A 14,364-nucleotide genomic window follows, 5' to 3' on the forward strand; every position below is an offset into this window, starting at 1 on the left:
CTCTAATCCGGAGAAACTGAGCGGATCAGCTTGCGCTCGAGCACCCTTAGAACCGTGCGCAGATCGTGGCCGCGTTTCAGGATACGCCCGTCCATCCCAACAACGGAATACATCCCCTGCTTTTGGCGCAGGCGGGGGTGTTTCTCGATCCGGTAGATGGGATGCTCGGCGGTACGTCGGAAGATCGAAAAAATCGCCATGTCGCGCAGGTTGGAAATTCCGTAGTCGCGCCATTCTCCGGCGGCGACCATCTTGCCATAGACGGACAGGATATGGGACATCTCGCGCCGGTCGAACGCGACGGGCATCTGGGCCGAGTTTGTTGGGAACCGGCTGGGAGGCTGCATGTTCATACCACAAGCCTTGCCGGAAAACGCGGCTGAATCAAGCCCGATGCGCAAGCGGGCCATAATTCGTCAACGGGTGTTACCGCCGTCCGACTTGTCGACATATCAGGATCACAGGCAGTAATCCAACGGCCAGAATGACCAAGGATGGCACCGCCGCCCCCTCGAGCCGCTCGTCCGAGGCCAGCCGGTATGCCTGCACCGCCAGCGTGTCAAAGTTGAAGGGACGCATGATCAGCGTTGCAGGCAATTCCTTCATCACGTCGACAAATACGATCAACAGGGCCGTCAGCAACGAGGGCGTCAGGATCGGCAGATGCACCCGCCTGAGCGTGCCCAGAGGTGTCTGCCCCAAAGACCGGGCTGCGGCGTCCATATTGGCGTGAACCGTACTCTGCCCGCCTTCATAAGCACTTAGGGCCGCCGCAAGGAACCGCACCATATAGGCCGCCACCAGCAGCCAGATTGACCCGGTCACTAGCAGGCCGGTCGATACGTCAAATGTCGCGCGCATCCACGCGTCCAACGCGTTGTCAAAGCTGGCAAAAGGCACCAATAGTCCAACCGCGATCACTCCACCCGGCACCGCATAGCCTAGCCGCGCGATATAACCCGCGATGGTCGAGGGCCGCCCCGGCCTCAAGCGCTGAAAGAACCCGACACTGACGGCCGCAATAACTGTGATGACAGCAGCCGTCCCGGCAAGAGTCAGCGAGTTCTGAATGAAGCCGAGGTAGCGGGGCGACAGCAGGTTCTGCTCGGATTTCAACCCCATCTCGAACAGAACGACCACCGGCAGCAGGAACCCGAAAAACACGGGAATGGCGCAGAGGGCAAAAGCACCGATCGCGCGCCATCCAGTCAGTTGCGCTGCGGGCAGAGCTGCATGTTGCTTGCCCGCTTGATAATACTTGGCCTTGCCGCGCCGCGTGCGTTCAGCCACAGCCAATACAAGCGCGAAGGTCAGCAAGCACAAGGCCAGTTGTGCGGCGCCTGCACGATCTCCCAGCGAAAACCAACTGGTATAAATGCCCGTGGCGAAGGTCTGGACGCCAAAATACGAGACGGTTCCGAAATCGGCGATGGTCTCCATGATCGCCAGAAGAACGCCTCCGGCAATGGCAGGACGCGCCATCGGCAGCGAAACCCGCCGAAAGGCCAGCCAAGGGCTGTTTCCCAACGCCCGCGCCGCCAGAAACGCGGTAGCGCTTTGCTGCAGGAACGCTGCCCGCGCCAGCAGGTAGACATAGGGATATAGCACCAGCGTCAGCATCACCGCCGCGCCCTCGGTCGAGCGGATTTCGGGGAACCAGTAGTCGCGCGGCCCCCAACCCGTCACATCGCGCAGCGTGGCCTGTACGATACCGGGATGGTCCAATATGAAGGTGTAGGCATAGGCCAGAACGTAGGCCGGGAAGGCCAGCGGCAGGACCAGCGCGATCTCCAACAGGCGCACGCCGGGGAACCGCGTCATCGTCACCAGCCAAGCGGCTCCGGTCCCGATGCTGAAAGTGCCAACAGCCACCAGGACCACCAATATGGCGGTGGTCATCGTGTAGCGGGGCAGCACGGTTTCAGCCAGGTGCGAGATGGTTTCCGTGCCACCGGTCAGCGCCGCCAGAACCACCGCAACCATCGGCAACAGACAGGCCGCCGCCACGACATAGGCAATGGCCGCCAAAAGCCGCGTGCCACGCACACCGCGGTTTCGTGATCCATTTTCAGAATATTCGATCTGGGCCATTGTCCGGGCTTGTAAGTGGCGAGGGCGTCTTCTTTCTCGACTAAAACGCTAGGAAACACCAGTGCCCGGAGCAACAAATCTTGCAACAAATCTGCGGCATCAAACGCCGCAGATATCAGTCATAGACCCGCTGATCCTCGATCACCAGACCATCCTTGGGCAAGGACCCCGGGGCCACAACCTCGATCGCGCCTTTCAGCTTCAGCACTTCGGCCACGGATTTCGCATAAGCCATGTCATCGCCACCAGCGCTTTCGATCTGGACGGTCATTGTGTCCATCTCACCCTGACGGGCCGCAATCACGCGGGCTTTGACGATCTCGGCATGTTTGTCGACCAGCGCGGCCACCTGCTCGGGCCGGACGAACATGCCCTTGATCTTGGTGGTCTGATCGGCACGCCCCATCCATCCCATGATCCGAGCGTTCGTACGACCGCAAGGCGACTGACCCGGCATAATGGCCGACAGGTCACCGGTCGCAAACCGGATCAGCGGGTAATCTGGGTTGAGAGAGGTCACCACGACCTCGCCAACCTCACCAGTCGCAACCGGAGTTCCGGTGCCAGGGGTGACGATTTCGACGATGACGTGTTCGTCCAAAATCATCCCCTCCATCGCGGCGCTCTCATAGGCGATATTGCCCAGATCGGCCGTGGCATAACATTGCAGACAGGCAATGCCGCGATCCGCGTATTCCTGCCGCAACGAGGGGAACAGCGCGCCCCCACCCACAGCGGCCTTTGAGAAACTCAGCGCAACGCCCATGGCATCGGCCTTGTCCAGAATGACCTTCAGATAGTCCGGCGTGCCCGCGTAGGCCGTGCATCCAACGTCGCGAGCCGCGGTCACCTGCAGCTCGGTCTGGCCGGTTCCGGCAGGCAGAACAGCCGCGCCAACCGCACGTGCGCCGTTTTCAAAGATCATGCCCGCAGGCGTCAGATGATAGCCGAAGCAGTTCTGAACAATGTCGCCCGCGCCGACACCGGCAGCGTTCAGGAACCGGCCCATGCGCCACCAATCGTGGTCTGTGCTGCCAGGCTCATAGATCGGGCCGGGGGATTGGAACACATGGTGAAAGTGCCGCGCCGGTTTGACTGTAAAGCCGCCAAAGGGCGGGCGCTCTCCTTGCGCGCGGGTCAGGTCCGACTTGCGTAGCACCGGTAGCATGGGCAGGTCTTCGGCCGTTTTCACCGTATTAGTGTCTATTTCAGCGAAATGCGCCATGAACCCAGGCGCAGACCGCGCCCGTTCCAGTTGCGACTGCAGCGCCATCGCCTGATCCGAGGCGCGCTGATCCGCCGAGCGCGTTTCGAGTGCGTCGAAATAGGTCATCGCCATATCCTCCATCAGATCACAACCACCGCTTGCGGCGGCGATATGAGCGCACATCGCGAAAGCTTTTGCGGCCTTCATCCGACATGCCGAGATAGAATTCCTTCACATCCGGGTTCTCACGCAGTTCAGCAGCAGGGCCGTCCATCACCACGCGACCGGATTCCAGAATGTACCCGTAGTGCGCAAATCTGAGCGCCACGTTGGTGTTCTGCTCGGCCAACAGGAACGAGACACCCTCTTTCTCGTTCAGATCTCTTACAATGCCGAAAATCTCTTCGACCAGCTGCGGGGCGAGCCCCATCGAGGGTTCATCCAGCAGGATCGTCTCGGGCCGTGACATCAGCGCGCGGCCCATCGCGACCATCTGCTGTTCCCCGCCCGAGGTATAGCCAGCCTGACTTTTGCGGCGTTCTTTCAAGCGCGGGAAGTAGTTGTAGACAAGCTCCAGATCGCTCTGAATCGCGGCATTACCGTCCTTGCGGGTATAGGCCCCGGTCAGCAGGTTTTCCTCGACCGTGAGGTGCTCGAAACAGTGGCGCCCCTCCATCACCTGAATGACGCCTTTTTCCACCAGATCCGCCGGGTCGCTTTCATGCACGCTTTGACCGCGATACTTGATCGATCCCTTGGTGACCTCGCCCCGTTCGGAATGCAGCAGGTTCGACACCGCCTTGAGCGTCGTGGTCTTGCCCGCACCATTCCCCCCAAGCAGCGCGGTGATGCCGCCTTTGGGAACCGTCAGGCTGACGCCCTTCAGCACGAGGATCACATGATTGTAGATCACCTCGATATTGTTGACCTCAAGCAGGGTTTCCGCCTGCACATCCGTGGTTTGGGCCGCATCCAGCATCAGCGCCTATCCTCGTTCGCGTGTTCGGGTCAGGGCGGCGGCAAACCGCCGCCCCGCTTGGTTCAGAGCGCTTTAGTTGCAGCGCGTTTCGATATTGTTTTCAGCCGCATAAGCCGCCGAGTCTTCTGCGATCAGAGCATTGATGACTTCGGCATCTGTCGGTTTGAAGTCCTGAACCGGGTTCCAGGTTCCGGCTGCTGCATCCCACTGGACCACACCCACAAGACCGGGGCCGCCATGGTTTTCACATGAAACCGAGAATTCCGGTCCGAAACCGACCATGCCCAAACCTTCCATCTTGGCATTGGTGATTTCCAACGCTTCCATGCCATCGCGCATCATTGACGCGTCGATCTCGGCAGTGCCGTGCATTTCCTGCGCAGTCTTTACCGCTTCAGCCGCCAACATCGCAGCATAAAGACCGCGGTTGTACTGAACAGTGCCCAGTTGATCCCCTGCGCCTGCGGCTTTACCGGCATCGACGACGTATTTCTGCAGATCGTCATAGACCGGATAGTCCATACCTAGGCCCGTGAAGGTCAGGGCCTTGTAGCCGGTGGCCTTTTCACCTGCAGGCTCGACATCGAATTCAGCACCTGACCACCAGACGCCAATGAAGTTCTCCATCGGGAAGCGAATGTTGGCCGCTTCCTGAACCGCAACTTGGTTCATGACGCCCCAGCCCCACATGATCACAAAATCGGGCTTTTCGCGGCGGATTTGCAGCCACTGCGACTTCTGCTCCTGACCTGGGTGGTCGACGGGCAGCAGAGACAGCTCATAGCCGTGCTTTTCGGCCAGCGTTTCCAGAGTGCGGATCGGCTCTTTGCCGTAGGCAGAGTTGTGGTACACCAGCGCGATTTTCTTGCCGCTCAGGTCTCCGCCGTTTTCATCCAGCAGATAGTTGATCGCGCCCGAAGCTCCGTTCCAGTAGTTGGCCGGATAGTTGAACACGTGGCTGAACACCTCGCCATTCGCAGCCGAGGTCCGGCCATATCCCATCGTGTGCAGCGGGATGCCATCTGCCGTCACTTTCGGGATCAGCTGATAGGTAATTCCGGTGGACAGCGGTTGATAGACCAGAGCACCTTCGCCCTTGGTCGATTCATAGCATTCCACACCTTTTTCAGTGTTATAGCCGGTTTCGCATTCGATAACCTTGGCTGGAACACCCCCGATGCCGCCATCGCGTTCATTCAGCAGGGTGAAATAGTCGGCGTAACCGTCAGCAAACGGAATACCGCCTGCCGCGTAGGGACCCGTCCGGTAGCTGAGCGACGGGAACACAAGGTCGGCCATGACCGGACCTGCGGCCATCACGGCGCCCAGCGCTAGGGTTGCCAGTTTCTTGTTCATCGGGTGTCTCCTCCCTTGATTGATCCGATGGTGGTTTCGGGCGTTTGCACCCGTCTTTTTTGATTGGGCCTGTCCCTAGTGCGGGAACGGCCAGAGTCTGAGTTTCTCTTTGGCGACACGCCACAGCTGCGCCAGTCCGTGCGGTTCGAGGATCAGGAACATGATGATCAGCCCGCCTACGATCACGAGGTTCAGGTGCGCCACGATGTCCGTTGGCCAACCCAGCAGGTCTACGCCGATCAGCTTCAGCACGACCGGCAACAGCACAAGGAACGCAGCCCCCGCAAAGGACCCGAAAATAGACCCTAATCCGCCGATAATGACCATGAACAGCACCAGAAATGATTTCTGGATGCCAAAGACCTCACCGACTTCAACCGCGCCCAGATAGACCGCAAAGAACAGCGCCCCTGCGATGCCCACAAAGAATGAGCTGACGGCAAAGGCGGTCAACTTGGCCTTGAGGGGGTTCACGCCGATGATCTCGGCAGCGATATCCATGTCGCGGATCGCCATCCAGGTCCGGCCCGTGGTACCCCGCGTAAGGTTGCGTGCGAGGATGGCACAGACGGTCAGGAAGATCAGGCAGAACAGATAGGTCGCCCATGCCGGAGCATTTGGGCCGGTGATGATGATACCAAACACATCCCGTTCCGGCGCGTTGATCTGACCCGAAGCCGAATAGTTGTAAAACCACGGCACCCGGTTAAACAGCCACACAAGGAAGAACTGCGCCGCCAACGTCGCCACGGCCAGATAGAACCCCTTGATCCGCAGGCTCGGCAGGCCGAACAGCACGCCCACAAAGGCCGTGATACCTCCAGCAAGGATCACGTGGATGAACATGCTGACATCCGGGAAAGCAGTCATCAGCTTGTAGCAGGCATAGGCACCCACAGCCATGAACCCTCCGGTCCCCAGCGAGACCTGCCCGCAATAGCCCACAAGGATATTCAACCCGATCGCCGCGATGGCGTAGATCAGAAAGGGCAGCAGCAGGGCGTTCGCCCAATAGTCGTTTATGATGAAGGGAATGATCCCGAACGCAACTGCCAGCACGACATAATAGCGGTACCGGTCAAACTTGATCGGGAAAGTCTGGCTGTCAGCAATGTACGAGGTTTTGAAATCCCCGGCCTCACGATAGAACATGTCTTACTTTCCCCATTCTTCCTGCGCCCGGTTCCGGGCCGCGGCGTCCAATTGGTTTGAGCCCTTGGCGTATCCGCTCGCCTCAGACGCGCGGACCAGTTTCAAATAGGCCAGAACGCCCATGATCAGACCCGCAAAAGCCAGGATTGCCGCGATGGTCAGCTGGCCTTCGGAAAGATCGTCCGAGGTGAGGGCGATATACCCAAACGCCCAGAATCCGGCCCATGCGATGACGTTGATGATGGCGATCAGCTTGGTCATCGCTACACCCTCTCGATGATCTTCTCGCCGAACAGGCCCTGAGGTCGGAACACGAGGAAGATCAGCGCCAGCACGTAGGCAAACCAGTTCTCAGTCGCGCCGCCCAGCGCAGGTCCCAAGGCGAATTCGAACAGCTTCTCGCCCACGCCGATGATCAGCCCGCCGACGATGGCTCCGGGGATCGAGGTGAAGCCACCCAGCATCAGCACCGGCAACGCCTTGAGCGCGATCAGCGATAGCGAGAACTGCACGCCTGATTTGGTGCCCCACATGATCCCTGCGACCAGAGCCACGAACCCGGCGACCGACCAGACCATGACCCAGATGAAGTTCAGCGAAATCCCGACCGACAGCGCCGCCTGATGGTCATCCGCCACGGCGCGCATCGCCCGGCCCTGTTTGGTGTACTGGCTGAATGCGACCAGAGCTGCCACCAAAAGCGCCGCGATAATCGTCGCCACGATGTCTAGATTGTCGATGAAGAAGCCGTAGTCGAATATGTTGTAGGTCGTCTCATCAATCCACAGGTTGATGCCCTGGGGCAGACCCACATCCAGCGTCTTGATCTCAGACCCCCACATCAGGTCGGCAACACCCTCAAGGAAGTAAGCCAAACCAATGGTGGCCATGAACAGAATGATCGGCTCCTGCCCGACCAGATGTCGCATGACGAAGCGCTGCACCGCCCAGGCCAGCAACACCATCACCGCCATGGTCAAAAGGATCGCCAATAGTGCGGGCACATTCCAGCCAAAGTAGTGGATATGCGTCCCGAAAATCGCGTTGATCAGATGCGCAAAGGGCACCTGGCCCTTCATGATCCCGACCAGCGTCATCGCAGCAAAAAGGGCCATAACCCCCTGGGCATAATTAAAAATCCCCGACGCCTTGTAGATCAGCACAAAGCCCAGCGCGACCAGCGCATAAAGCACCCCGGCCATCAGACCGTTGAGGATGACCTCCATCGCAAATACGAGTTGTTCAGGCATAGGTGCCTCCCCAATTTACTACCCCGATGTCAGTCATGGCTGACCCCCAGATAGGCGTCGATGACCTCTTGGTTGTTGCGCACCTCGTCGGGTGTGCCGTCACCAATTTTCTTGCCGTAATCCATCACGACGACCCGGTCGCTCAGGTCCATCACCACGCCCATGTCGTGCTCGATCAGAGCGATGGTGGTGCCAAATTCATCATTCACATCGAGGATGAAGCGGCTCATATCCTCTTTCTCTTCGACGTTCATGCCCGCCATGGGTTCATCCAGCAGCAGCAGCTTCGGCTCCGCCGCCAAAGCGCGCGCCAGTTCCACCCGCTTTTTCAACCCGTAAGGCAGGCGCGACACAGGCGTCTTGCGGATGTGCTGGATCTCGAGGAAATCGATAATCCGCTCAACCGCCTCACGATTTTCGGTCTCTTCCGCTTCGGCCTTCCCCTTCCACCAAGCCTGTTGAAGGATATTGGTCTTCATAAAGCTCAGACGCCCAGTCATGACGTTGTCCAGAACGCTCATGCCTTCGAACAGGGCGATGTTCTGGAAAGTCCGCGCAATCCCCTGCTGCGCTACCTCAAACGGCCGCATCGGAGGACGCTTGGAGCCGTGGAACCAAACCTCACCCTCCTGCGGGACATAGAACCCAGAGATCACATTCAGCATCGAGGACTTGCCCGCGCCGTTCGGTCCGATAATGGCGCGGATTTCCCCCTCGCGAATGTCGAACGAGATATCCTTGATCGCCACCACGCCGCCAAATCGCAGGGTGATGTTCTTCATCTCCATCACCACACCGCCGATCTTGCGGCCGTCTTCGGTGACATATCCTTCGGAATTATCCAGCATCAGCCTCTCCCAGACTTACGCAAAAACGGGACGACGGGCGGGGCGATGACCGCAGGTCGAGCGGCGCTCGAACGGCCCTTCATTCCGCCGCGACCTTGTGCTGCGCGACCGACACAACCGGCGCATCAACGATCTCAAGCGTCGCAGAAATCGACCCCTTGCGCCCATCCTCGTAGGTCACTTCGGTCGTCGTCGAAACGCTCGAGGACCCGTCATAAAGCGCGGCAATAATATCGTGGAACTTGTCCTCGACAAAACCGCGCCGCACCTTGCGGGTCCGGGTCATCTCGCCATCATCGGCGTCCAGTTCCTTGTGCAGAACCACAAAGCGATGCACCTGACAACCCGACAGCATCTCATCCGCTGCGACCGACTTGTTCACCTCTTCCACGTGGGATTTGATCGTCTCTAACACACGCGGATGGCCCGCCAGCTCCTGATAGGACGCATAAGCCACGTTGTTGCGCTCGGCCCAGTTTCCGACCGCTGTCAGGTCGATATTGATGAAGGCCACGCAGCGATCCTTGCCGTTCCCGAACAGAACGACTTCAAGAATATCGGGATAGAATTTCAGCTTGTTCTCGACATATTTCGGCGCGAACATCGACCCATCGGCCATTTTGCCCACATCCTTGGCGCGGTCGATGATCCGCAAATGGCCCGAGCTTTCCTCGATGAACCCCGCATCCCCGGTCGCAACCCAACCCTCAGCATCCTTGGTCGAGGCCGTCGAGCCCGGGTTGTTGTAATATTCAACAAACACACCAGGTGAGCGGTAGTGGATCTCGCCACTCTCGTCGATTTTCAACTCAACCGCAGGGGCCGGAACGCCGACCGTATCTGCCCGAACCTCTCCATCCGGCTGTTGCGTGATAAAGACGGTGGCTTCGGTCTGACCATAGAGCTGCTTCAGATTGATGCCCAAAGAGCGATAGAAATCAAAGATTTCCGGCCCGATGGCCTCACCCGCCGTATAGCCGACGCGGAACCGGCCATAGCCGAGCGTATCCTTCAAGGGGCCGTAAACCAGCATATTGCCCAGCGCGTATTTCAGCTTGTCGCCAAAGCCCACCGGCTTGCCGTCCAACAACAGGCCGCCGACCTTTTTGGCATGTGCCATGAAGTGATGGAACATATTGCGCTTCAGCTTGCCCGCATCCTCCATCCGGATCATCACATTGGTCAGCTGCGTTTCAAAAACACGCGGGGGGGCAAAGAAATAAGTTGGTCCGATCTCACGCAGGTCGGTCATCATCGTGTCGGCGCTCTCGGGGCAGTTCACGCAGAAGCCGCACCAATAGGCCTGACCGATCGAGAAGATGAAATCGCCCACCCAAGCCATCGGCAGGTAAGACAGAATGTCTTCGTTCCGGGTCAGATGATCGAACTCGGCCGAGTTCTTGGCGCTTTCAATGACATTCCGATTCGACAGCACCACGCCCTTGGGCTTGCCTGTTGTCCCCGAGGTATAAAGCATCACGCAGGTATCGTCATAGGTGATCGCCGCGATACGCTTGTCCAGCTCGGTATCGAACCGCGCGTGCCCAGCGCTGCCCTCGGCCATGATGTCCTCAAGCGCGTTCATCTGAGAGTGGTCATATTTCCGCATCCCGCGCTTGTCGGTATAGAGGATGTGTTTGACCTGATGCAGGTTTTCCTGAATCTCGATGACCTTATCGACCTGCTCCTGATCGCCGCAGACGACAAATTTCGCGCCGCAATGTTCCAGCACATAGGCCATCTCTTCGGCGACCGAGTCCTGATACAGAGGCACCGGAACCGCGCCCACCATCTGAGCGGCCACCATCGACCAGTAATGCGCTGGACGGTTGCGGCCGATGACGGCGATGTGGTCGCCTTTCTCAACGCCCAACTCCAGGAACCCAAGCGCGATGGCGCGGATTTCCTTGGCGGCCTCCGCCCAGGTCCAGCATTGCCAGATCCCGAATTCCTTTTCTCGATAAGCCGGGGTATCCCCGAACTCTGTCGCATTGCGATGTAGCAGCGCCGGAAGGGACTGCATCCCTTCAGCGCCCGACTGCGTCTGAGCCAATCTCTTTCTCCTCCCCACCCGACCCCTCCCCGGGTCGGAAATGGCGGGTCCGGGATGGTGCCCGAACGCCAATGCCCCGATTAGGAGCACAGTCACGATCAGCGTCAAGTTTTGCCTGATGTTTTCTCAATTCTTACGAATTGTAACAGGGTCAGACGGACTCGTTTCGTCCAATCGAACATGCGCTCTCAAAGATCAGCGCAATCGAATATCTGCACACATTTGAGCCTACGTCATTCCACCTCGGCCTTGCAGGTTTATCCTGGGTCATTTTGAGATACGCACGTTTCAGCGTACTCTGATTGGTGTTGAGTGACTGAGTGGCCAATTCAGCTGGCTGTTGTTTAGGGGGGAAACCAATGTCCATTCAAAAAACTGCACGAGAGTTCTTCGAGGCATGCGAAACCGGCAAGGGCTGGGACGGCTGTAAGGACTTCTGTCACAACGGGGCCACGTTTTCAGCGCAAGCCGATGCTCTGGTCGATGTGACGACACTAGAAGGCTACGCCGACTGGATGAAGGGGCTGCTAACTCCGATTCCAGATGGGCACTATGAGCTAAAATCTTTCTCGACTGACGATGAACGTGGAATCGTGAATGCATTTGCTGTTTTCCACGGAACCCATTCAGTAGATGGTCCGGTTCCGGCCACCGGCAAAACAATCGCGGCCGACTACGTTTACGCGATTGAATTCAATGGCGACAAAATTCGGCATATGACGAAAATCTGGAACGATGCGCATTCCTTGAAGCAGCTTGGCTGGGCTTAACATTCGAAGACAGGAAACCCTGCGGAAAATCCCGCTGGGTTTCTTTTCTATTCTTTCATTTGGAGACCTTAACTCTGGTTTTGCCAGACGTTCACAACCAATCCCGCAGTACCGGAATCAGCGGTACATCCGCGGCAGGCATCGGGTAATTGCGCAGATCATCTGCCCGCACCCATTTCAGCGCCTGACCCTCCTTGGACTGTGGGATGCCTTCCCATTTGCGGCAGGCAAACAGCGGCATGAGCAGGTGAAAATCGTCGTAGCTGTGGCTGGCGAAGGTCAGCGGCGCGAGGCAGGAGGCCCAGGTGTCGATACCCAACTCCTCGTGCAATTCGCGGATCAGGGCGGCCTCTGGGGTTTCGCCGGGTTCGATCTTGCCGCCGGGGAATTCCCACAGACCAGCCATGGATTTGCCCTCGGGACGTTGGGCCAGCAAAACGCGGCCCTCGATGTCGATCAGGGCGACAGCGGATACCAGAACTGTTTTCACGAGCGATAATCCGCGTTGATCTCGATATAGCCGTGGGTCAGGTCGCAGGTCCAAACGGTGGATTGCCCCTCACCCAGCCCAAGATCGACTGCTATAACAAGATCTTGGCCTTTCATATAGGCGGCCGCGTCTTCTTCACGATAGTCGGGGCTGACCCAGCCTTTTTCAGCGACCAGAATATTGCCGAAGGAAATGCTCAGCAGGTCGCGATCTGCTGCGGCTCCGGATTTGCCGATGGCCATGACGACGCGGCCCCAGTTTGGGTCCTCACCTGCGATGGCGGTTTTCACGAGAGGGGAGTTCGCAATCGCTAGCCCATGCACCTTGGCATCTGCGTCCGAGGCGGCTCCGGTCACGCGGACTTCTACGAATTTCGTCGCCCCTTCGCCATCGCGCACAACTTGCTGCGCAAGGTCCAGCATCACGGTTTCCAGCGCCTCGGCGAAGGCCGCATTGCCGGTGGCATCGACACCCGACGCTCCGGTTGCGCACAGCAAAAGGCTGTCCGAGGTCGAGGTATCGCTATCGACGGTGATGCAGTTGAAGGTCCGGTCGGTCTGCGCGCCTAGCATGGATTGCAGCGCCGACTGGTCAACCAAGCCGTCGGTGAAGATGTAGACCAGCATCGTCGCCATATCGGGCGCGATCATGCCCGATCCCTTCGCAATGCCTGCAATAGAGACTGTTTTGCCATCGATCTCGACCTGCGCAGAGGCCCCTTTCGGGAAGGTATCGGTGGTCATGATCGCCCGCGCTGCGTCCTCGATGGCATGACGACTGAGACCGGATTTCAGCGCCTCAAGCTGCGAGACGATGCGATCATGCGGCAGCGGTTCGCCGATCACGCCGGTGGATGAGGTGAAGACCCTCTCAACCGCAACGCCGGTCGCCTTGGCTACGGCTTGCGTCACCTCGGCGACCGAGTTTTGGCCGTAGTGGCCGGTGAAAGCGTTGGCATTGCCCGAGTTCACCAAAATCGCCGCTGGCCCATCGCTGGCGCCGCCGATCTTGCCCTGACAGTCCAGCACCGGAGCGGCGCGTGTGGCCGAGCGCGTAAATACCCCAGCCACGGTCGTGCCGGGATCGAGAACCGCCAACATGACGTCGGTCCGGCCTTTGTAGCGCACCCCCGCCTCAACGGTTGCAAAACGCACTCCGTCAATCGCGGGCAGGTCGGGGAAACCGGCAGGGGCCAGTGGCGAGGTTTTGGTGATCGTGGCCACGGGGTTTTACTCCTGAATCAGGTCCAGCTGGCGGATGACTTCAGGACCAACCCCTTCAAGGGCGGTGCGTTCGATCTGAGCCTGTTGGGTCAACTCATCAATACGGGCCTGAATAGCCTCTTGCTGAATGGTCTGGGCCAGTTCATCGCGCACGGCCTCAAGCGCGGGGGCTTCAGATTTGCGCTTGTCGTTCAGGATCACCAGATGCCAGCCGAACTGCGTTTGTACCGGGTCTGAGATCTGACCTTTTTCAAGGCCCAGCACAGCGTTTTCAAACTCAGGCACCATCTGGCCCTTGCCGAACCAACCCAGCGCACCGCCGTTGGGGCCGGACGGCCCGGTCGAATGCTCGCGCGCCATCTCGGCAAAGTCGGCACCGTCATCCAATTGCGCCTTGAGCGCTTTGGCCTCGTCCTCGGATTCAACAAGAATATGGCTGGCATCGAACTCGTCTTCGCCTTCAAATTCGGCGAATTGCGCGTCATAGGCCGCTTGTACTGCCTCATCCGTCACAACATCGTTGGTCAGGGCGTTCACAGTCTGCACCGCCAGCAAAGAGCGTGTCTCATTGTCCAGCGTCAGAACGTTTTGCTGGGTCAGCTCTTCCTGCTGTTGGCCCAGCAATTGCTGCTGGATCAGTTGCTCAAGCACGAAGTCATACAGCACATCATCCTCGATCTGCTGGTATTGCTGCGGCAATGCCGCAACGGTGGCGACAACGTGACCCAGTGTGATCTGGTCCCCGTTGACCGTGGCCAGAACGGTACCTGCATCTGGCTTGGTTTCGGCGGCCAGCGGCAGCGCCATCACGGCGGTCAAAGCCAGCGATGGCAGAAAAGTGAGGCCTTTGGGCATGGAATCATCCTATTTCTTTGCCGCGACAGGGCGCAGCGTTGACACTTCAGAACCTGCCGCTTACATCGCTTTGAAGCCTTGGACAGGGCC

14 protein-coding genes are annotated in these 14,364 nt (G+C 58.7%); 1 reads left to right on the forward strand and 13 read right to left on the reverse strand.

The genetic code is table 11. The annotated features are described in order from the left end of the window. Positions 1–2: 2 nt before the first annotated feature. The 10 genes from ACR0JF_RS13210 to ACR0JF_RS13255 form a co-directional block, all read right to left on the reverse strand. A complete protein-coding gene (locus tag ACR0JF_RS13210) occupies positions 3–353 on the reverse strand; it encodes a DUF2794 domain-containing protein (RefSeq protein WP_170380289.1) in 351 nt (116 codons plus the stop codon). Between the two features lie 73 nt (positions 354–426). Next, positions 427–2,091: an ABC transporter permease gene (locus ACR0JF_RS13215; RefSeq protein WP_480669466.1), complete on the reverse strand. Its 1,665-nt coding sequence runs from the start codon at positions 2,089–2,091 to the stop codon at positions 427–429. A 115-nt stretch (positions 2,092–2,206) separates the two neighbouring features. Further along, positions 2,207–3,424 carry an acyl-CoA synthetase family protein gene (locus ACR0JF_RS13220; protein WP_170680845.1) on the reverse strand — a complete coding sequence of 406 codons (1,218 nt, stop codon included), beginning with the start codon at positions 3,422–3,424 and terminating at the stop codon, positions 2,207–2,209. A 19-nt stretch (positions 3,425–3,443) separates the two neighbouring features. Continuing rightward, positions 3,444–4,277, reverse strand: coding sequence for an ABC transporter ATP-binding protein (locus ACR0JF_RS13225; protein WP_170380267.1), 834 nt, complete (start codon positions 4,275–4,277; stop codon positions 3,444–3,446). A 72-nt stretch (positions 4,278–4,349) separates the two neighbouring features. Next, complete coding sequence (locus tag ACR0JF_RS13230) at positions 4,350–5,633, reverse strand: ABC transporter substrate-binding protein (protein ID WP_170380266.1); 1,284 nt, start codon at positions 5,631–5,633, stop codon at positions 4,350–4,352. Between the two features lie 75 nt (positions 5,634–5,708). Next, positions 5,709–6,785: a branched-chain amino acid ABC transporter permease gene (locus ACR0JF_RS13235; protein WP_170380265.1), complete on the reverse strand. Its 1,077-nt coding sequence runs from the start codon at positions 6,783–6,785 to the stop codon at positions 5,709–5,711. Between the two features lie 3 nt (positions 6,786–6,788). Then, on the reverse strand, positions 6,789–7,046 hold the full coding sequence (locus ACR0JF_RS13240) for a hypothetical protein (protein WP_170380264.1): 258 nt from the start codon (positions 7,044–7,046) through the stop codon (positions 6,789–6,791). Positions 7,047–7,048: 2 nt separating this feature from the next. After that, complete coding sequence (locus tag ACR0JF_RS13245) at positions 7,049–8,035, reverse strand: branched-chain amino acid ABC transporter permease (protein WP_170462900.1); 987 nt, start codon at positions 8,033–8,035, stop codon at positions 7,049–7,051. A gap of 29 nt (positions 8,036–8,064) precedes the next feature. Next, positions 8,065–8,883: an ABC transporter ATP-binding protein gene (locus tag ACR0JF_RS13250; protein WP_170380262.1), complete on the reverse strand. Its 819-nt coding sequence runs from the start codon at positions 8,881–8,883 to the stop codon at positions 8,065–8,067. Positions 8,884–8,962: 79 nt separating this feature from the next. Further along, on the reverse strand, positions 8,963–10,906 hold the full coding sequence (locus ACR0JF_RS13255; RefSeq protein WP_170661077.1) for an AMP-binding protein: 1,944 nt from the start codon (positions 10,904–10,906) through the stop codon (positions 8,963–8,965). A gap of 389 nt (positions 10,907–11,295) precedes the next feature. On the opposite strand from ACR0JF_RS13255, the gene ACR0JF_RS13260 reads away from it, so the two are divergent. Continuing rightward, entirely contained in the window at positions 11,296–11,706 is a 411-nt protein-coding gene (locus ACR0JF_RS13260; RefSeq protein WP_170660893.1) for a nuclear transport factor 2 family protein, read from the forward strand. 91 nt (positions 11,707–11,797) lie between these two features. Here ACR0JF_RS13260 and mutT read toward each other — a convergent pair whose 3' ends face one another. The 3 genes from mutT to ACR0JF_RS13275 are packed head-to-tail and all read right to left on the reverse strand — an operon-like array spanning position 11,798 to position 14,274. Next, positions 11,798–12,196, reverse strand: coding sequence for an 8-oxo-dGTP diphosphatase MutT (gene mutT, locus ACR0JF_RS13265; RefSeq protein WP_170660894.1), 399 nt, complete (start codon positions 12,194–12,196; stop codon positions 11,798–11,800). Next, entirely contained in the window at positions 12,193–13,419 is a 1,227-nt protein-coding gene (gene argJ, locus ACR0JF_RS13270; RefSeq protein ID WP_170660895.1) for a bifunctional glutamate N-acetyltransferase/amino-acid acetyltransferase ArgJ, read from the reverse strand. Before argJ ends, mutT begins: the two co-directional genes overlap by 4 nt. 6 nt (positions 13,420–13,425) lie before the next feature. Beyond that, a complete protein-coding gene (locus ACR0JF_RS13275) occupies positions 13,426–14,274 on the reverse strand; it encodes a peptidylprolyl isomerase (RefSeq protein WP_170660896.1) in 849 nt (282 codons plus the stop codon). Between the last annotated feature and the right edge of the window lie 90 nt (positions 14,275–14,364).

This window comes from Ruegeria sp. BG11 (assembly GCF_056538565.1).